The sequence below is a fragment of the Helicobacter bilis genome (assembly GCF_001999985.1).
Classification (GTDB): domain Bacteria; phylum Campylobacterota; class Campylobacteria; order Campylobacterales; family Helicobacteraceae; genus Helicobacter_A; species Helicobacter_A rappini.
The window spans coordinates 1,659,816-1,678,829 of record NZ_CP019645.1 but is presented as its reverse complement, the minus strand read 5'-3'; the positions used below and the strand labels follow the sequence as shown (position 1 = coordinate 1,678,829).

The following is a 19,014-nucleotide window of genomic DNA, read 5'->3' as shown; positions in this document are numbered from 1 at the left end:
ATAGAGAGATTCAAATATGAGTAATTTAAATAGGGATTTATGCAAAACACTTGCATTGCGAGTTATTTTATAGTAGGATTTCATAGATTTTCTTAGAGAAATACTATTTGCTTAAATCAATGTAAGTTTAGAATCTTCTGCTTAGTCATTCCATAGTTTTGCAAGCAAACCGCTGTATTTGTAAATATTTTTGCCACAGATGTGTAAAATGCAGAATGATATATTGATTGGTATTTTGGAATCTCTTTTGCTTGTATAGGCGTTTAGTTAGTGTATTTTAGAATCTAGTGATTTTGTTGGTTGGAGTGTGTTGTGCGTTGTTATAAAGTGCCGTTTATGTGTTTATGTGTAGTCTCTTTGTTGTTTGCTGAAGGTGATTTATCTGTGGGCGAAAAAGCTGATGTGGAACAGCTTGAGCTTGCTGGTGGAGATTCATTTGAATATGATATTGACAATAAAATCCGTAGGGCAAAAAGCAGCGTGCAAGTTGGCGTGGGTATAAACTTCACACATAATGTTGATACGAAAGCATTGCAGGTAAATGCGAGTGTAGCACTTGGATATAGTTACTTTTTTCATAAGACTTTTGGCGTAAGGCTGAATGGCATTTTTGATAATACACAGACAAGCTATTTTGGTGGGGTTGGATTGGATGTTATGTGGGATTTTATCCAGACAGAGCCATTTGGCTTTGGTGTGCTTGTTGGCAGTAGTGCTGGATATACAGAGCGGTATGGCACTTATAAGAATGGTGGATTTTTAGGATACTTTCATGTGGGGCTAGGCATGGTGTTTGATGGTGGTAGAAGTAGGCTTGATGGTATTACTAGGATACCATATAATACTATTGGCACAGCAGGACAAATATCGACAGATATTACTTATGTACTCATGTATTCCTATACTTTTTAATTATTTATTTTGCATTAGAAGACTTTGTGGTTCTTGCGGTAAGATAGTGAGAATCATAGAGTGTTTTTTATTTCTCTATTTTGTATATATTTTCAGAATCATATATAATTACTATGCTTTGAGTTATCAAGTTGAGATAGTTTTGGAAAATAGATTCTAATTAAGATATATGACTTAAAATGGCTTGGATTCTCTGCATTAAATATGTTTGGAAATATTATGTGATTAGAAAGATGATGACAATGAGAGTAATGAAATTAAAATCTTTTAATTTCATTACTGCAATAAAATTTATAAAAAAGCTAAGTCTTAATCTAGATTAAGACTTTGAGAGTTACACAGAATCTATACTTATTTGCCTATAAGTGTTTTAATGTATTGATCTGCTAAATAAAGCCCATTGCTTTGTTCGCCGATAAGCTTTATTTTATCCACTATGCCACGAAACAACGCCTCTTCTTCATGCTGCTCTGCTACATACCACTGCAAAAAGTTAAAAGTTGAATAATCCTTATTTTCTAGCATAAAACTTACAAGATCATTAATCGATTTTGTGATTGATAGCTCATGTTGATAAGTTTTTTCAAACACATCAAGTAAATTTTTGAAGTTAGATTCTGGCTTTTCTATCGCTTGTAGCTCCACAACAGAATCTGTTTCATTAAGATAAGTGATTAGCTTTTTAGCATGATCGCTTTCTTGTCCTGCATGTGAAAATAAAAACTGCCCCGCACCATCTAATCTGTTATGAAAACACCATGAACTCATACTTAAATACAGATTTGATGCAAACATTTCTTTTGCAACTTGCTCATTTAACTTTTTTGTAACTTCAGCTGATAACATATTATGCTCCTATATAATAAAATATTTTGATAATTTGATACAATTTCAAATTAACTTTATCATTATAGTATATTAAATGATAATAAGTCAATATGTAATCCACTTTTTACTATAATATGTAAATTATAAAAAAAATATTATAGTAATGTTTTGGTAGATATGCGGAATACGCATTGTGTAAAAATGAGTGCAGAGATTAAATGACATGGAGTCTGAAAGAAACACATTGTATTGGACACAGCCAAATCAAGCATATAGGTTAGTTTCTAGTTATTATGATTGGCAAGTTGCTTGTGTAGGAATAAAGTTGCCAATTGTTTTAAAACACAAAAAAATATCGCAGAATCCACAATCATTGCTAGCGTTACCGCTATGGCAACACCCATCATGTGCGATGACTTATCATAGGCCGGTGTGTCAGCACGCATGAGATAGCACAATCAGCTAGATTATTCACCACAAACATCGGGGTATTTATCATATATTGTGTAATTGCATCTGTTATACCATACTTCTCGGCTTGTTATAGGTCTGTCAGATAGTCGGCTAATCCAAATAGCATCCGACTCAGAATGATATTACGTGCGAAAAATCTGAGAATATATTGCTTATTCTAATTATATCTTTTTGTTCGTCTTTTGTTAGGACTTTGCCGTTTTTACATACGGAGAATTTAAGCCCATGATAGAAACTTAATGGATACAATAAAATGACTTCTAAGCCTATTTCCCCTTTCTCATTATAATATTTTGTCTCTATTTCATCTTTTTTATACTCTCTCTCACTTAAAAGATTCCCATTGCTATAATATGTTTTTGTAATACCCACTCTCTTGCCATTCTCATAGTTAGCCTGTGATGATAGATTCCCGTTTCTATAGTATGTTTTTTCTATGCCATTTTTCTCTCCATTTATATATGCACTCTCACGCAACAATGCCCCATCATCATAATACCACTTTTCTACACCATGCCTTTTATCATCTTTATATGTTGCAGAATACGCGAGTTGCCCGTTTTTATAATACCCTTTTGTAATACCTTCTAATTTACCATTCTTATATTCTACTTCACTGCGTATCTTTCCATTTTCTTCATAATACTCTTTTTCCATGCCGTGTTGCTTATCGTCTATATAAGGGGTTTCATGGATAAGTATGCCTTCCCCAACCAGCGTCCTTATATAATCAACACTATACACTTTTTCTATACCATGTTTTTTACCATCTTTATATGGTGTCTCAGAACTAGAGCCTTCTCATCTATTTGAACTATGTGATTATTTCTAAACCATTTTTTATCATTTTTGTATAATACCTCAATATCAAGATTTCCACTCTCATTAAAGTATTGATATAATCCCTCTCTTTTGCCGTTACGATAAGGCAATTTAAATCTTACAATAGCACTCTCACCAATTTCTGTCGACCAATACATTTTCTCAATGCAGCCTCTTTGTCTATGCGTATCACTGACACATTCATTCAATACTTTGCGTATAGATTTGCATATAAAAGCGAAATGCCAAAAAATGTGCTAGTAAATAAAACTCTCATAAATTCCCCTTTTGCCATATTTTGCCATATAAAATAGTAAAGATTCTAAAGTGAAAAAATGAAATTGTGACTTTAGCATATTTTCCTATAGTTCTTATATTTTACCAGACTCTTAAGGTATGTAAGATTGTATGCAAGTTTGCCACACTAGGCATAAAATCTAGCTATTAACATAAGATTCAGATTCCATAAATGACTACATATTTACTGATATTTTTATTATTCTAAAAACTAAGAGTGTATTTTGATATGTGTTTATTCAAGCAAAAGTTCCATATTTTGAAATACTTGTATAAAAATGCCTTGCTAGATTCTAAATAAAAAATTAAAAAGTATGCAAAAAAGAATTATTTGCTACGCAAATATTTACAAAATCAAGCTAGAATCTAAAGTCTTTTATTGAAATGATAATTAAGGCATTTATAAACAAGGAGAACGATTATGCAAAAAGGCATACAATCATACATGCAGCTATGCTATGTTTTTTACACACAAGCAAGATACAAAATCACAAAAGCTAACCCAATGAAAGATTCTCAATTCTCATTTATGATTTTCTGTGTGATTGTGCTTGTAATGTTTATAGGCTGCAAGGATTCTACACAACAAGCACAAGAAGTCCAAGCCCTGCAAGTCCAAGTAAAAAATATAGAATCAAAAAATGTAGCTTTAAACTTTGAGTATCCAGCACGACTAAAAAGTATCCAAAGTGTAAATGTATATGCAAGGGTGCAAGGCACACTTTTAACAAAGAATTTCACAGAGGGTGATATTGTAGAAGAGGGGCAGTTACTCTTTAAGATTGACTCAGCACGCTATCAAGCAAAGGTGAATCAAGCAAAGGCACAATATCATTCCGCAGAGGCAAGCTTTGTAAAAGCAAATCGCGACTGGAAAAGAGTGGAAAGCTTGTATAAGCAGGGCGTATATACGATAGACCAATATGACACTTCAAGGGCAAATTACTTACAAGCCCAAGCGAATCTAGCAAATACAAAAGCAGCCCTTGAAGATGCTAAGATTGATTTAGGTTATACTGATGTGGTAGCAAGTATTAGCGGTAGGGCTGGTATGCGAAAATATGATGTTGGGAATCTTGTCGGCACAAGCGGTCAAGATGTATTGACGACTATTACGCAGTTAAGCCCGATTTATGCGGAGTTTTCTATCCCTAGCAGAGATTATTACTTTATGAGAGGGTTGGAGGATAGTAGCATACAAGTTGAGTTTGTGTTAGGTAATGGCAAAGCGTATAGCAAAATGGGCAAACTAGATTTTATCGATAGTGTGCTAGATTCACAAACAGCTACAATCAAGGCAAGGGCGATTGTGGATAATGATGAACACAAACTTATACCAAATGAATTTATGCGTGTGAGACTAAAAGGCTTTGAAGCACAAAATGCCATCACAATACCACAAAGCGCCCTTTTGCAAGATAAAGATGGAAGCTATGTATTTATCGCAAAGGACAATAAAGCAGAGATAGCAAGGGTAACGCTAGGACAGAATCTGCCAAATAATGAAGTCTTAATCCTTGATGGGCTTAAAAATGGCGATTCACTCATCATCAATCAATTATCAAAAATCCGCCCAACTATGCCTGTTAATGCAACCTCACAAGATTCTAAAGATACAAAAAGCATGAGTTTTATGCAGCATAATATAGAATCTACTTCGACTTATCATGTTAAACATAGCAGAATATCCAAGATAGAATCTCAACAAGATATTTCGCCTTTTTCAAAGGCTCAATATGACAAGTATATAGAATCTAGTAAAGCAGATTCTATATACGGATAAAGGGGATTTGATGTCAAAGTTTTGTATCAATCGCCCTATTTTTGCTATGGTTTTATCCATAGTGCTGACGCTTGTTGGTGCGATTTCTATCTATATTTTACCGGTGGAGGAATACCCCCAAGTTGTGCCAAATGAAATTGTCGTGCAGGCAACATACACAGGTGCTAGTGCTGAGGTTGTTGCAAACACTGTGGCAAGTGTGCTAGAAGATAGTATTAATGGTGTTGAGGGTATGCTGTATATGAAGTCTTCATCATCATCAAGTGGGGTTGTAAGCATAAGTGTATATTTTAGCAATGACACAAATGCAGATATGGCAATGGTAAATGTCAATAACCGCGTGCAGTCCTCACTCTCAAGGCTTCCTGCAGAGGTGCAAAGAGTAGGTGTAAATGTCTATAAAAAATCTTCAACACTACTTGCTATCTATGCTATGTATTCTGATAATGCAATCCATGATTCTACCTATGTGGCAAACTACGCCTTACTCAATGTTGTAAATGAGCTAAAAAGAGTGCCGGGCGTGGGTGATGTCATCGTTTTTAGCAATCGTGATTATTCTATGAGAATCTGGCTTGACATTGATAAACTCTCACAAAATAATCTCTCACCAAGCGAAGTAGCACAAGTAATCTCTGAGCAAAACTCACAATTTGCAGTGGGTTCATTTGGTGCAGAACCTTTAAATGATAAAGTGGCTTTTACCTATTCTGTAAGCACACATGGAAGATTTATTAGTGCGAATGAATTTGGTAATATTATTATTCGATCAAATGCCGATGGTAGCGCTTTGCGTCTAAAAGATGTAGCAAAAATCGAGCTTGGAGCAAAAGATTATAGCGTTAGTCCGCTATTTAAAGGTAAAGAATCTGTTGGCTTTGGTATATCAGCCCAGCCGGGTGCAAATGCCCTTGATGTAGCAAATGGCGTTGCAAAAAGGCTAGAAGAGTTAGCAGAAAATTTTCCAAATGGAATGCAATATAATAATGTGTATGATACGACTACATTTGTTAAAATCTCAATCAAAGAAGTGATTAAAACATTCGCAGAAGCCATTGTGCTTGTTATTATTATCATGTATTTCTTTTTACAAAATTTCCGTGCGACTATTATCCCTGTTATTGCTATCCCTGTGTCTATTGTAGGGGCATTTGCAGGTATGTATGCACTTGGATTCTCAATCAATCTTTTAACACTTTTTGGGCTAATACTAGCCATTGGTATCGTTGTTGATGATGCCATTATTGTGATTGAAAATGTAGAGAGAATCTTGCATACAGAGACAAATGAAAATGGAGAAAAATATTCAGTAAAAGAGGCGACACTAAAGGCTATGAGTGAGATTCAAGGACCTGTTGTAGCCATTGTATTAGTGCTTTGTTCTGTATTTATCCCAGTAGCATTTATCGGTGGATTTACGGGAGCAATTTATAAGCAGTTTGCAATTACTATTGTTATTTCTGTGGTTATTTCTGGCTTTGTTGCATTGACTTTAACCCCTGCTTTATGTGTGTCTATTTTAAAAGCAAAAGAGCCTAAGCCCTTTTATCTTGTAAAAAGATTTAATGATGTATTTGATTGGCTTACCTTTAAGTTTGGAAAACAAATCGCAAGGGTTTTAAGAAGAGGGGGGCTTTTATCTCTTTGTTTTATTGCAATCATTGGCGTTACTTGGGGATTATTTAAGAGACTGCCAACAAGTCTTGTGCCAAGCGAAGATAAAGGCATTGTAATATCTTCATTGCAGCTACCACCTGCTGCTTCACTCTCACGCACAATTGTAGAGGGTAAAAAGGCATTATCTTTCTTAGAGCAAGATCCAAATATTGATTATAGCTTTTTAATTGCAGGTTATGATATGCTTGCTGGTGCAGCAAGGACAAGTGGGGCTATCATCTTTACAACCTTGAAAGACTGGAGTGAGAGAGACCAGAGTGCAGCGAGTATTGTAGGTAAATTCTATGTTTTATTAAACAAGCAACTTGAAGCAAATGCTATTGTATTTGGCGCACCTGCAATCAGTGGTTTATCCCTTGCAGGTGGGTTTGAAATCTATGTGCAGGATAGAAATAATGGCACAATACAAGACCTTGAGAAATACACAAATCTCATTGTTGCAAAGGCAAATCAAAGACCAGAGCTTACACGCGTAAATAGCATGTTTAATCCAAATATTCCGCAATACTTCATCACCCTTGATAGAGAAAAGGCAAAGTCTATGGGTGTGAATGTAAGCGATGTTTTCACAACTATGCAAAGCGTTTTTGGGCAATATTATGTCAATGACTTTAACCTTTATGGGAAAACATATCAGGTGAATATCCAAGCTGAAAGCGAATTTAGAAAATCACCAGAAGATTTAAGTCGCGTATTTGTAAAATCAAATAAGGGTGATCTGGTCCCAGTGAGTTCTTTAGTGGAGTTTGAACGCGTTACAGGGGCAGACATTGTAGATAGATTCAATCTCTTTATGAGTGCGAAAATCACAGGACAAGCAAAGGGAGACTACTCAAGTGGCGATGCTTTAAGGGCTATTGAGGAAGTAGCAAAAGAAGTATTACCGCAGGGCTATACAATAGCCTATTCAGGCTCAAGCTATCAAGAAAAAAATGCAAGTGGCACAGGGACTATTGCCTTTGTGTTTGGACTTATTTTTGTGTTTCTCATTCTATGTGCGCAATATGAGCGGTGGCTTATGCCTTTATCAGTGCTTACTGCAGTACCTTTTGCAGTTTTTGGTGCAGTCCTTGCGACCACTTTGCGTGGGCTTGATAATGACATATATTTTCAAATCGGGCTTGTTATGCTTATCGCTTTATCGGCTAAAAATGCGATCTTAATTGTGGAGTTCGCACAGCATTTACATGAAAGAGAAGGAAAGGGCATTATAGAATCTGCCATAGGTGCGGCAAAGCTTAGATTTCGCCCTATCATTATGACTTCTTTAGCATTTAGTATTGGCGTATTGCCTCTGGCTTTAAGTAGCGGGGCTGGAAGTGCAAGCAGACATGCTATCGGCACAGGTGTTATTGGTGGTATGATGGCAGCAACTTTTATCGCCATATTTTTCATTCCGCTTTTTTGGAGTTATGTAGCAAGACTAAATGAATGGCTTAATAAGAGAAAAGAGCAAGAAAGTTAAATAAGATTCCGCCATATTCTATGTGTTTGGAAATATAGGGCTGTGGTTTTTTGTTGCGGTTTCTCTTCACCTGCACTTGTGCTAATACAGATTTATATTTCTATAGACAAACACAAGACTTGTGTGCAATGTGGTTTTGGTTTTTATAAATTCTTGCATTGTATGCGATCATTTAAGAACAAACATAAAAACCATGAAAACAACATAAGCTACATGAAAAAATATCTATCGATAAAATTCCGTTTCTACTTGCAGTAAAATCATATTCTAAGCGTATGGACTACTAGGTATATCCAAGCGATATTAATGCTAATGCAAAAAATGTCTTTTGCCAGAAAAATAAAGTGCGATATTATGTTTATCTGCTTCTTGTATCACCTCATCATCTCTTATACTTCCACCCGGCTCAATAACTGCACTTACTCCCACACTTGCGGCAAGTTCTATGCTATCCTTAAAAGGGAAAAATGCTTCACTTGCAAGCACACAGCCCTTTAAATCTAGCCCCATTTCTCCAGCCTTTTTAATGGCTGCATGACTTGCATCAACGCGGCTTGTCATACCCATGCCAATGGCGACAAGGCTGCCATCTTTTACATAAGTTACGCAGTTTGACTTTGTAAGACTTGCGACTTTATAGGCGATTTCTAAATCAAGCATTTGGGCTTGTGTAGCCTTTGCTTTACTCACGCATTTAGAATCTCTCACTTCATTTGGTGTGATAAAATCGCTATTTTGATACACAAAACCACCCTCAATATGTTTAAAATCCCATGTATCTCGTGGAAAATAAAGGCGGCTATTCTCCGCATTACTGCAAGTAAAGATTTTAATCCGCTTTTTATGACTAAAAGATTCTAAGGCTTCAGGGGTTACATGACTTGCTACAACGACTTCAATATAGCTTTTTAGAATCTCTTTAGAAAGCTCTACATCTAGCACACCATTAATCGCTACAACACCACCATACGCACTCACACTATCACATTGCAGGGCATGGCGATAAGATTCTATAAGATTGTCTTTGAGACTAAAACCACAAGGATTCCCATGTTTTACAACACATACGCAATCTTTATCACCAAACGCACTAGCGATTTTTATAGCCGCATTCATATCGGTGAGATTATTAAAACTTGCCACGCCTTTTAAGCTTTTAAAATGCTTTGAGTAAAACTCATTGTATTCATAGAGACTGCCTTTTTGATGCGGATTCTCCCCGTAGTTCGTATCCATGACTTTTTTACCAGTGATAAATACAGAATCTCCAAAGCCATCACAAAAGCGACTAGACATATAGTTTGCTATCATGCAGTCATACTCAGCGGTATGACTAAAGGCTTTTATCATTAAATTTCTGCGAAACTCTAGCGTATTATTACTTTTTAGATTCTCTAAAATATAGCTATAATCCTTAGAATCTACAACGACTATTACATGCTGAAAGTTCTTAGCTGCTGCGCGTATCATGCTGGGACCGCCAATGTCTATATTCTCAATGATTGTATCAAAGCAATCTGTCTTTTCTATCGTTGCTTTAAATGGATAGAGATTCACACATACAAGGGATATATTAAAGATTCCATGTTTTTCTGCGGTTAGTTTGTCTTCTTTATTATCTCGTCTATGCAGTATTCCGCCATGAATCTTTGGGTGCAGTGTCTTTACTCTGCCATCAAACATTTCCTCACTCTGTGTATAGCTACTCACTTCAATAGATTCAATACCATTTTCTTGTAAGACTTTTAGAGTCCCACCTGTGCTTAGAATCTTATAGCCTAGCTCTATTAGCCCCTTAGCAAAAGGGATAATATCAGTCTTATCACTCACACTCAAAAGTGCGTATTTTTGTGTCATTGCTTTTCCTTACATAAAATAATGAAGCGTATTGTAGCCAAGTAACAATAAGGTTTAAATAATAGCCTATAAATTACCCCCAAATATCAAGGCTGTTTATATAAAGCAGTGGGCGTATCTTAGGGGGGATATTTTGGATTCTATATTTCTCTCTCTCTTGTTTTGGAATCTTTATAGAATCTTTTTGTATTAAATTATATAAATGCTTTATATTGCAAGGTAGTTGTATATATTTTTCCCTTCTTTTCTCTAAAAATGCCTTTATAAGCCATCTAATCTCAATGCCTACAAATATAAAAGATTCATTCTTTGCAATTACAATTTTGCCACCCATGACACACGCCCCATTTTTTAAAAGTGTATGTTGCAACTCATCTTTTTGTTTGCCACTCATAATGTAGCCAAGTCGCTTTGTAAGCATATCTATCGTGTGAATCTCGTGTATATGACTTTTACATATAAAAAGATTATAATCTACACATACCATCACATGCGGATAAAGCCTAGCCCTCTCTTTCTCTAAATACACAAAGCTTTTTTTGATACCATTTACAAAATCCCTATTCATTAGCCCAGAAAGCTGCTGTCTAAATAGATTGCGTTTATAGCTTATATCGCTATTGCTTGTATCAATGAAGTATTTAATATTATTTGTGTGATTGTAGTTTAGAATCTCTTGCTTTGTGTAAGTGATAAATGGTCGCACAAGATAATACACTTTGTTATGTATCATGCGTTCTGTTATATCATGAAAACCTAGCAATGTGTTTAGCCCAGCACCACATGAAAGCTGCATGAAAAACCACTCAAGTCTATCATCAAAGTGGTGTGCTGTAATGAGATTATGATAATCACGCGTGATTATAAGCTTATGAAAAAAGTCATAGCGAATGTTTCTTGCATTATGTTCAAAATCTTTTGTAATAGATTCTGAAATGAGTGTATAGCATTGCTTTTTATACTGCTTTGCAAGGCTTTTAGCATATAGCACTTCATCTTTACTTTGAGATCTTTTGCCATAATCAATGATTGCAATATCAAACTCTATTTTATGCTCCATTAACACAAAAAAAAGTGCAGTAGAATCTACCCCGCCAGAAAAAGCAAGTAAGTTTTTATTGTTACTTAAAATGGCATATATATGCGGTGAAATTGTAAGGGTGTGTGTATCTTTGTGTTTCATTGGTGTTCTTTAGTAAATGAATTGCGGCGTGTAAATATAAAAATATGATAGTATAAAAACCCTATCAATATGATCTTAACCTAGCGATTTGTAATTGTTTCGGGATATAAATCATGCAACCATAAACGCTTTTTTGCCATTTTTGCATACACACTTTTTTCTTTTCCATAATTTACATAAGGGTCTATACTCAAGCCGCCTCTTGGTGTAAATTTACCCCAAACTTCAAGATATCTAGGCGATAAAAGATTGATTAAATCATCTGCGATTGTATTTACACAATCTTCATGGAAGCCGCCATGATTGCGGAAGCTAAATAGATATAATTTAAGCGATTTTGATTCTACAATAAGTTTGTCGGCTATATAGCTAATGTATATGGTAGCAAAGTCCGGTTGTCCTGTGATAGGGCAGAGTGAAGTAAATTCTGGGCAGTTAAACTTAATAAAATAATCCCTTTGTGGATGTGGGTTTGGCACAGATTCTAAGACATTTGGATCATAGCTGAAAGTATATGTCGTCTCTTTGCCTAATTGCTTTAAATCATATTGTTTTTGCTTTGCCATACTTTTTCCTAGTTTAGATTCCACATTACACTAACAAAATTCTTTCAACAAAAGTTTTTGTGTATCCATTACGCCAATACCCTTATCAAGCATATCTTGTGCTATCTTTTGTGCGTTATGAAGAGAGTGCATTTTTGCTGTGCCGCATTGATAAATATTTAGTTCTGGGATCTGTTCCTCGCTTGTTAAACGCAAAATATCACGCATACTTGCTTCCCACGCCTCTTTTACCTCATATTCGCTAGGTGTGCCAATCACGCTCATATAGAATCCAGTCCTACAACCCATAGGAGAAATATCAATGATTTCTGTATTTTTGCCATTGAGATGATCTCGCATAAAACCTGCAAATAAATGCTCTAGTGTATGAATGCCTTTTTCATCTAATATCTCTATATTCGGCTTACAAAAACGCAAATCATATACAGAAATCTTATCGCCTTTTGGTGTTTCCATGCTTTTTGCAAGACGGACAGCTGGGGCAGGCATAATCGTATGATCGACTTTAAAACTATCAAGTAATGGCATAAATGCTCCTTAAAAATATAAAAAATTAACGCATATTATAGCAAATTATTGTAGAATATCCGCTTTATAGAATCTATTTAGTTTAGTCAAAAACTTGCAAGGAGAATACAATGTCTTTTAAAATAAAAATCTTAGGTATTGCATTAGCAGCTATCATGCTTAATAGTGGTTGTGCCAAAAAAGCCGAAGTAGAACAAAAGAATATCGCACAATGCGAAGTCTTTAAAACTTTTGCTAGTGCTACTTTTGAAGTAGAGGGTGATATGGCAGAAGCGATTGAAAAGACTGCAAAAAAGGCTTTAACAAAAAGTTGCTTTAAAAAATCTAGTGATAGCAATGCAAACTTGCGCATCAAGCTAGAAGCAAAAAAGACATTGCAAACAGAAAGTGGTTTTATACAGGACAAGCATGATAATAGCTTTGATATTACCATACACGCAATTATGCTTATACCAACAGACCAAGGCGGCTTGACAACACTTACAAGCACACAAAATGCAAAGCTTAATCTAAAATCCTCGCAAATTGCTGACTTAGGCAGTAAATCAGAGATTACAGAAAAAGACATAAATAACTTAGTAGAAGAAAATGTTTTAATAGCGTTAAAGAATCTTTTTAAAGATATGCCTTAAGGACTTGATTTTATCACTCCATAATTATAGCTAAATGCCTATTTTAGCTATAATTCACATTTAATTTTTAGAATCTAAAACCTGTCAATGAGGAAATATGCGAGAATTTACACATACTTTACTATATGCAAAATCATCTAGCACATATCTTTTTGTTTTATGCTTTGGCTTACTTATAGCTTTGTTTGGTTGCAGTGATACTGATGATAATAAGACAAGTGATAGCAAAACAGAATCTTATGATTTCACAAATATAAGCAACAGCACAACTGCAAAGATTTCATTGCAACATGTCAATAACAAAATACAGCTACATATTACAAACACGACAAATAAGCAAAGCATGCTATCTAGCAATGCAGTTAAATTATTTGCTTTTTTCCCAAAAGACTGCAGTATGTGTATGCCAACTTTTATCCATATTAACAATTTATTGCATCGTTCAAAAAATTTGCAGGTATTTATTTTAAGCAAGCAGGCAATACATGCTAATAGTTACAGAGATTTTCCAATTACGCTTAGTCAAAATTTAGTGAATCTTGTGGATACAAATAATAAGCTTGATTTATTTCTAGATTCTCTAAAACGCACATTAAATATTGAGATTAGAGACTACCAAGCACCATTATTTATACTACAAGACACTCACAATAATATCATACAAAGCATTGAGGGGGCGGTGCTAGAAGAGATATTTGAACAAATGATAACAGAACTTTTAACACAAGACAATAAAATAGATTCTAACAAGCCAGATTCTAGCACGACAGAAAAGACACCAAATAATACACTAAGTCAAAGCGCTCCAAGCAGCACAGAATCTCTACAATCTAAATAGCTCTAAAAGATAAGGAATAAACATGTTTTCATTTTTTAAGAAAACTTCAGAAAATATAGCACGATTTTTGGGACAAAAACAACAAAAGATAGAAAAAAGTATGCTAGAAGAGATTCTAATAGAATCAGATATTAACTACGAAATCATTGAAAAAATGTTAGATAATCTCGATGAAAATGTCAGTAGAGATGCCTTGCGTGTTGCTATTGAGAGATTTTTTCGCGGGGAAAGCTATTATGATAAGATTAGATTCCAAGAGATAGAAGAAAATCCTATCGTCTATCTTGTGTTCGGTGTAAATGGTGCAGGGAAAACCACGACAATAGCAAAACTTGCAAAAAGATTTAAGGATAATAACAAGAAGGTAATACTTGGTGCAGGAGATACATTTCGTGCGGCAGCCATCGAGCAGTTGCAGTTATGGAGTGAGAAAATCGGCGTAGAGATTGTTACCACAAAACACGCTCATGACCCAAGTGCGTTGGCATTTGATACGATTAGTGCCGCAAAAGCACGGAATATGGATTATGCTATTATCGATACAGCAGGGCGACTACCCAATCAAACAAATCTTAAAAATGAGCTTATAAAAATCTCAAAAACATGCAGCAAGGCTTTGGAAAACAAGCCTTTTCATAAGATTTTAGTGCTAGATGGCACACAAGGCAGCTCAAGTATAGAACAAGCTAGAATCTTCCATGAAGCCTTAGGACTTGATGGCATTATCATCGCAAAAATGGATGGCACAAGCAAGGGCGGTGCGATTTTAAGCATTATTCATGAGTTTAAACTGCCCATTCTATTTTTGGGTGTTGGTGAAAAGGCTGATGAACTTATTGCATTTGAAGAAAAAGATTTTATCAATGGACTTTTAGATTCTATTTTTGAGAAGTAGATTCAGAGTGTTATTAAAAATATAACAATCGCATGGTTTTGGTGTGCCATTACGAATACTGCATTCTACAAAGAGTCAATACAAAACTAAAGAAGTAAAAATATTAAACGATAAACAAGAACATAAAAAGATATTTCAAGCAAAATGACAAATGATAGAGAAGGCATTTCTACAACAAGAAAGGGCGAAACAAATACCAACTGCATACATTTGAAGCAAATACAATAACCTAAAATTAGAAAGTCAAATCGTAGAATCCGTGTAAGACATTAGATTCTACAGCAATCGCATATTATAGCGACATAGCAATCTCACGCAGAGACTTAAATCACATTTCCCATTGCCTATTATCTAAAAATAGACATCTTTAAAAGCTATCGCAATAAAATAATTAATCCCGAAAGATTCCAAACTACTTCTTAGGATTACCTTTATGACTACTATTGTTACTTCCTTTAGAAGCATTGGTGCCAGATTTTTTAGATTCTGGATGCACTTTTTGATATTCTAGGTGATTTGGATTTAACTGATTTGAATGATTATCAAACTCTGCTTGTGTAGTCATACCATGATCTTTTTTAGCCATATCTATTCTCCCTATTCTAAACCATATTGTCTTACCAATGCACCATTGCCACTTTTTAAAAGAGCATTCTTAATATCTGCCACTTTCCATTCTGCAGAATCTACAAAACATGTTGTTTTGTGTTGTTTTTTTGCCTCTCCTGCAGCTTTTGCATACTTTTCAGCTACTTGCTTATCCGCAAACTTTGCTATTAACCTATCAATAGACATACTGATCTCCTTGTAAATAAAATATTTGTCAAAAAAATATGACGGAGGGCATTCTAATATATATATATATATAGTAAATGAAATAAAATTTTTGGACTTTTAGTAGTTTGTGATTTTAAACGATTAATCCCATGCAATACTTTTTAAAATGCTATAATAAAGCAAACTACAAAAAGGAAGATTATGCAAAGCTATGAAAAGATTATAAGCGGGGAGCAGGGGCTGCTTGAGTGGATTGTAGAAAATGCGACACAAGAGGGCTTGGATAAAGACTTGCCAGATGATGATAGTCTGCATATTGCTATGCCAGAGATTGCGGGGCTAAACTTTATGCCCGGAATGCTAGATGGCATTATGGGAAAAGATGAGAAAAATAGTGCAGATACGCTACTTACGATGTTTAGGCATTTTGCGGAAGTGGATTCTAATGCATTAAGCGATGAATTGATAGATAAGCATTTAGGCGGGATTTATATGTTTATTATCCAGCATAGAACGCTTGGGTATATTGATGATTTTTTAGAAGCACTAATCAATGAGGCGGATAATAATGCGAGGCTTTTGCATTTCTGTATCACTGCGGCTAGGCGATTTTTGCTTAGTGGGGTGCATAGAGAGGCGATTAAATTTGGCATTGCCGTGCTTGGGATTTGCAATCTTGATGAAAAAGAGATAGCTATGCTTTTATACTTGGGCTTGGCAGATGAGTTTGCGAGATTTGTCGCCGTGGCGTTAATGCGTAATGAGAAAAATGACGAAATCTTTTATCTAGCAAAACGCACAAAGGGCTGGGGGAGAATCGCCTATGTGGATTATATGAAAATTGATGATGAGAAAAAGCGAGAGTGGCTGCTGCTTGAAGGCTATCAATGTGAGATTGGCATTGATCATATTGTGCTTGAGTGTTTAGAAAAGGGCGATTTGCTAGGGTTTATAAAGGAGCGGGGATTTGATGAAAAAATCTACACAGCAACGGGACAAATGCTAAAAAGCTTTTGTGGCTTGAGTAAGGTGCATTTTGCAGACTATCCACACTCAAAAGAACTAGTCGCGTTGTTTATTGAAGAATCTAAAAACAAAGCGATGAATATAGAGCGATTTGCCATTATTTGTGCGTTGATTAGCCCTATTGAAGAGGAGCTAGAATATGATGAGAGTGAGAAAAAGGAGCTGCTAGATATTATCAATACTCTAGCCTTTCATAGCGGGATTGATTGGGAGGGGCAAATCCGCGCTGATGTATTTAACTATGATGCAAGGAGCATTGCTAGGCATCTTGGCATTGATATATGGGAGGATATGTTTCATATTGCTAGAGAAAATAAGGATTTTACAGAATGGTATCCCCTTACACTCATAGATTCTAAAGATAGATATAAAAGGCTTTGTGAATTAGCAAGGGAGCGATTTGACTTAGAATCTTTAAAAAGTGAGCCAAAAGATGAGCTAGGGCTTGGGGCGGAGTTTAGGGTGTATGATGAAATAAGCTTCATCGTGCAAAATCTTAGAAATTTTGATGAGATTATTGGGCTAGAGTTTGTAGAAACTGCCCTGCAAAGCCCTGTAACTCGCTGCCGCAATATGGCATTAAATGTAATTGAAACTTACAAAGAGATTCCACAAAGCACTATTGACATTATGGAGAGAAATAGCAAAAAAGAGCCAAATAAAGGCGTGCTAGAGCGATATGAAAAGCTACTACAAAAGCATAAAGAGCAATTAGAGCAAAAAAGAAATATTAAGCCCTGTGGCGATAAGTATTGCAAGCATAAATGGCATTTGCAAGTGTGGGAAGAGTTTGGGAGCAGTGGAATATGGAATCTTTGGGATAGTAAAAAGGGGGAAAGGAAGTTTGCAAATGTTGATTATGAGTCTTTAGATTTGCCACAAGATTTAGCGTGGAAATTTACGCAGTGGCAGAGGCTACACGATGAGTATGGGCTGTATTGGTATAAAGATGATGCAGATGAGTTTCTAAAAAAGCTGTATGCTGCCTTTAATGAGCAAAAATTAGAACTTGCTAAGGCATTGAAAGCACACTTTAAAGGCGATGCGTATATAGAGACTTATGTTGAGAGTGAAGATGATATAAAGGAGATAAAGTATTATTTTGTAATGGCGGATTATGATTGTGGGATATGGAGTGAATGTGGTGGTGCTGATTTGCTTGAGGGGATTATGGAAAATGACTTAAGGCTTGACATAACAGACAAAAAAGCAGAGATAGAAAAGCTTGATGAAGAATTGAGAGATTGGGGGTGTGATTCTAATAATTTTCAATTTGATGAAGATGGTGAGTGGCTGGGGGAAATAACCGATGAGTCCCTTGTTGAAAAAGGCAAAATCCTAACAGAAAGAGTAAAAGAAATTCTGCCGCATTACTGCGTCGTGGAGTATAGGGTATAGAATCTTATGAGATAAAAATGATTTTGAATCCAAACTCATTAAGATTTTGAGTGAATAAAATCTAAACCAAACCTAGTTTAAGAATCTCGCCTATAATATCGCCACAAATGCAATAAGGAGAGTGCAATACTTATTTTGCTGGTGTGATATCTTTTGTTTCACACCCTAAATCTACACCCAGCCCATTTGGAAGAAAAACCTTTTCGTTCATTTAACACGCATATTTTTTGGGGGTGGGCATGTGAATTAATTGCCGTTTTGCCCTCTTTATGCGTCCCATTATTATTTACTATTTACATTTTTACTGAAATGCACGAGATTTTCACTCATATTTTTAACAACTTTATTTATAGCCTATGGGTATATGTAATTAAGTATGCTAATTGTCTGGAAGAAAATCATCAAGTGTATGAATGAGTGTATATTCACTCTTATCTAATTCCTCTGAGTTTTCATGTTTTTTATCCCTATCTAGCAAGTAGCGTTTTGTTATACCTGCATTTTTAGCTGCCATAATATCAGTTAATCTATCACCAACAAGACAAGATTTACTAAGGTCTAAATCTAAATCATTCATAGCTTGTATAATCATGCCATTTGCTGGTTTTCGCCTTATCGTATCATGTAATAGCGGACAAAAATAGATTCTATCAAAGCAAAAACCCATTTGCTCTTGCATATAGTCTTGCATATAAGCACTTAATGATAAAAAATCTTTTATTGTGTAGTAACCCCTTTCAATTCCCGATTGATTTGTAACTACAACGAGCTTATACCCTTGCTTTTTAAAACGCGTAACACAAGGAAAGAAATCATCATAGAATCTAAAATCTTCCTTTTTATACACATAAGATAAATCCATATTAATCACACCATCTCTATCAAAAAATACTGCTTTACTTTTTGCCATAACTTACTCCATAATGAAGTTTATTTTGCATTTAGAATCTGTTTTATCATTCACAATTACCTTATAATCATAGATTTTAGCAATCAGCATTTATAAGATTCACTAGTAAAGAGATTTAAACCCATTCCCTTACACTTAACACACCA

17 protein-coding genes are annotated in these 19,014 nt (G+C 35.2%); 7 read left to right on the top strand and 10 right to left on the bottom strand.

Annotation, left to right across the window (positions count from 1 at the left end; all coding sequences use genetic code 11):
• Positions 1–312: 312 nt before the first annotated feature.
• A complete protein-coding gene (locus XJ32_RS07770) occupies positions 313–912 on the top strand; it encodes a hypothetical protein (protein WP_254422314.1) in 600 nt (199 codons plus the stop codon).
• Positions 913–1,263: 351 nt separating this feature from the next.
• Here the strand turns inward: XJ32_RS07770 and XJ32_RS07765 are convergent, their stop codons facing one another.
• From XJ32_RS07765 to XJ32_RS07755, 3 genes are all read right to left on the bottom strand, one after another.
• Positions 1,264–1,758 (bottom strand): ferritin, encoded by a 495-nt coding sequence (locus XJ32_RS07765; protein ID WP_004088183.1) that lies wholly within the window; start codon positions 1,756–1,758, stop codon positions 1,264–1,266.
• 567 nt (positions 1,759–2,325) lie between these two features.
• Positions 2,326–2,958 (bottom strand): toxin-antitoxin system YwqK family antitoxin, encoded by a 633-nt coding sequence (locus XJ32_RS07760; protein ID WP_077388914.1) that lies wholly within the window; start codon positions 2,956–2,958, stop codon positions 2,326–2,328.
• A gap of 5 nt (positions 2,959–2,963) precedes the next feature.
• On the bottom strand, positions 2,964–3,245 hold the full coding sequence (locus tag XJ32_RS07755) for a toxin-antitoxin system YwqK family antitoxin (RefSeq protein WP_155761484.1): 282 nt from the start codon (positions 3,243–3,245) through the stop codon (positions 2,964–2,966).
• Between the two features lie 593 nt (positions 3,246–3,838).
• Between XJ32_RS07755 and XJ32_RS07750 the strand changes: the two genes are divergently transcribed.
• Positions 3,839–5,116, top strand: coding sequence for an efflux RND transporter periplasmic adaptor subunit (locus tag XJ32_RS07750; RefSeq protein WP_174566035.1), 1,278 nt, complete (start codon positions 3,839–3,841; stop codon positions 5,114–5,116).
• 10 nt (positions 5,117–5,126) lie between these two features.
• Complete coding sequence (locus tag XJ32_RS07745; protein ID WP_077388912.1) at positions 5,127–8,258, top strand: efflux RND transporter permease subunit; 3,132 nt, start codon at positions 5,127–5,129, stop codon at positions 8,256–8,258.
• A gap of 309 nt (positions 8,259–8,567) precedes the next feature.
• Here the strand turns inward: XJ32_RS07745 and purH are convergent, their stop codons facing one another.
• From purH to luxS, 4 genes are all read right to left on the bottom strand, one after another.
• Complete coding sequence (gene purH / locus XJ32_RS07740) at positions 8,568–10,115, bottom strand: bifunctional phosphoribosylaminoimidazolecarboxamide formyltransferase/IMP cyclohydrolase (RefSeq protein ID WP_077388911.1); 1,548 nt, start codon at positions 10,113–10,115, stop codon at positions 8,568–8,570.
• Positions 10,116–10,188: 73 nt separating this feature from the next.
• Entirely contained in the window at positions 10,189–11,298 is a 1,110-nt protein-coding gene (gene tilS / locus XJ32_RS07735; protein ID WP_077388910.1) for a tRNA lysidine(34) synthetase TilS, read from the bottom strand.
• A gap of 80 nt (positions 11,299–11,378) precedes the next feature.
• Complete coding sequence (gene queF, locus XJ32_RS07730) at positions 11,379–11,864, bottom strand: preQ(1) synthase (RefSeq protein ID WP_077388909.1); 486 nt, start codon at positions 11,862–11,864, stop codon at positions 11,379–11,381.
• A gap of 30 nt (positions 11,865–11,894) precedes the next feature.
• The gene (luxS, locus tag XJ32_RS07725) at positions 11,895–12,392 is read right to left on the bottom strand and encodes an S-ribosylhomocysteine lyase (RefSeq protein ID WP_004087445.1); all 498 of its coding nucleotides are present in this window, start codon (positions 12,390–12,392) and stop codon (positions 11,895–11,897) included.
• 110 nt (positions 12,393–12,502) lie between these two features.
• Here luxS and XJ32_RS07720 point away from each other — a divergent pair, with 110 nt between their 5' ends.
• The 3 genes from XJ32_RS07720 (at position 12,503) to ftsY (ending at position 14,757) form a co-directional block, all read left to right on the top strand.
• Positions 12,503–13,024, top strand: a complete 522-nt coding sequence (locus tag XJ32_RS07720; RefSeq protein WP_077388908.1) for a hypothetical protein — start codon at positions 12,503–12,505, stop codon at positions 13,022–13,024.
• 97 nt (positions 13,025–13,121) lie between these two features.
• Positions 13,122–13,862 carry a hypothetical protein gene (locus XJ32_RS07715; RefSeq protein WP_077388907.1) on the top strand — a complete coding sequence of 247 codons (741 nt, stop codon included), beginning with the start codon at positions 13,122–13,124 and terminating at the stop codon, positions 13,860–13,862.
• Positions 13,863–13,884: 22 nt separating this feature from the next.
• Positions 13,885–14,757: a signal recognition particle-docking protein FtsY gene (gene ftsY, locus XJ32_RS07710; protein ID WP_077388906.1), complete on the top strand. Its 873-nt coding sequence runs from the start codon at positions 13,885–13,887 to the stop codon at positions 14,755–14,757.
• Between the two features lie 412 nt (positions 14,758–15,169).
• On the opposite strand, the gene XJ32_RS11940 is transcribed toward ftsY, so the two are convergent.
• On the bottom strand, positions 15,170–15,343 hold the full coding sequence (locus tag XJ32_RS11940) for a hypothetical protein (RefSeq protein WP_155761483.1): 174 nt from the start codon (positions 15,341–15,343) through the stop codon (positions 15,170–15,172).
• Between the two features lie 11 nt (positions 15,344–15,354).
• Positions 15,355–15,552: a hypothetical protein gene (locus XJ32_RS07705; RefSeq protein ID WP_077388905.1), complete on the bottom strand. Its 198-nt coding sequence runs from the start codon at positions 15,550–15,552 to the stop codon at positions 15,355–15,357.
• Positions 15,553–15,735: 183 nt separating this feature from the next.
• Between XJ32_RS07705 and XJ32_RS07700 the strand changes: the two genes are divergently transcribed.
• Positions 15,736–17,958, top strand: coding sequence for a hypothetical protein (locus tag XJ32_RS07700; protein ID WP_077388904.1), 2,223 nt, complete (start codon positions 15,736–15,738; stop codon positions 17,956–17,958).
• 379 nt (positions 17,959–18,337) lie between these two features.
• Here XJ32_RS07700 and XJ32_RS07695 read toward each other — a convergent pair whose 3' ends face one another.
• Positions 18,338–18,868 carry a D-glycero-alpha-D-manno-heptose-1,7-bisphosphate 7-phosphatase gene (locus tag XJ32_RS07695; RefSeq protein ID WP_077388903.1) on the bottom strand — a complete coding sequence of 177 codons (531 nt, stop codon included), beginning with the start codon at positions 18,866–18,868 and terminating at the stop codon, positions 18,338–18,340.
• Between the last annotated feature and the right edge of the window lie 146 nt (positions 18,869–19,014).

Coding starts and splice junctions, on each gene's coding strand:
- XJ32_RS07745 (WP_077388912.1), top strand. CDS start 5,127: ATGTCAAAGTTTTGTATCAATCGCCCTATTTTTGCTATGGTTTTATCC.
- purH (WP_077388911.1), bottom strand. CDS start 10,115: ATGACACAAAAATACGCACTTTTGAGTGTGAGTGATAAGACTGATATT.
- queF (WP_077388909.1), bottom strand. CDS start 11,864: ATGGCAAAGCAAAAACAATATGATTTAAAGCAATTAGGCAAAGAGACG.
- XJ32_RS07715 (WP_077388907.1), top strand. CDS start 13,122: ATGCGAGAATTTACACATACTTTACTATATGCAAAATCATCTAGCACA.
- tilS (WP_077388910.1), bottom strand. CDS start 11,298: ATGAAACACAAAGATACACACACCCTTACAATTTCACCGCATATATAT.
- ftsY (WP_077388906.1), top strand. CDS start 13,885: ATGTTTTCATTTTTTAAGAAAACTTCAGAAAATATAGCACGATTTTTG.
- XJ32_RS07765 (WP_004088183.1), bottom strand. CDS start 1,758: ATGTTATCAGCTGAAGTTACAAAAAAGTTAAATGAGCAAGTTGCAAAA.
- XJ32_RS07750 (WP_174566035.1), top strand. CDS start 3,839: ATGAAAGATTCTCAATTCTCATTTATGATTTTCTGTGTGATTGTGCTT.
- XJ32_RS07700 (WP_077388904.1), top strand. CDS start 15,736: ATGCAAAGCTATGAAAAGATTATAAGCGGGGAGCAGGGGCTGCTTGAG.
- XJ32_RS07720 (WP_077388908.1), top strand. CDS start 12,503: ATGTCTTTTAAAATAAAAATCTTAGGTATTGCATTAGCAGCTATCATG.
- XJ32_RS11940 (WP_155761483.1), bottom strand. CDS start 15,343: ATGGCTAAAAAAGATCATGGTATGACTACACAAGCAGAGTTTGATAAT.
- luxS (WP_004087445.1), bottom strand. CDS start 12,392: ATGCCATTACTTGATAGTTTTAAAGTCGATCATACGATTATGCCTGCC.
- XJ32_RS07695 (WP_077388903.1), bottom strand. CDS start 18,868: ATGGCAAAAAGTAAAGCAGTATTTTTTGATAGAGATGGTGTGATTAAT.
- XJ32_RS07705 (WP_077388905.1), bottom strand. CDS start 15,552: ATGTCTATTGATAGGTTAATAGCAAAGTTTGCGGATAAGCAAGTAGCT.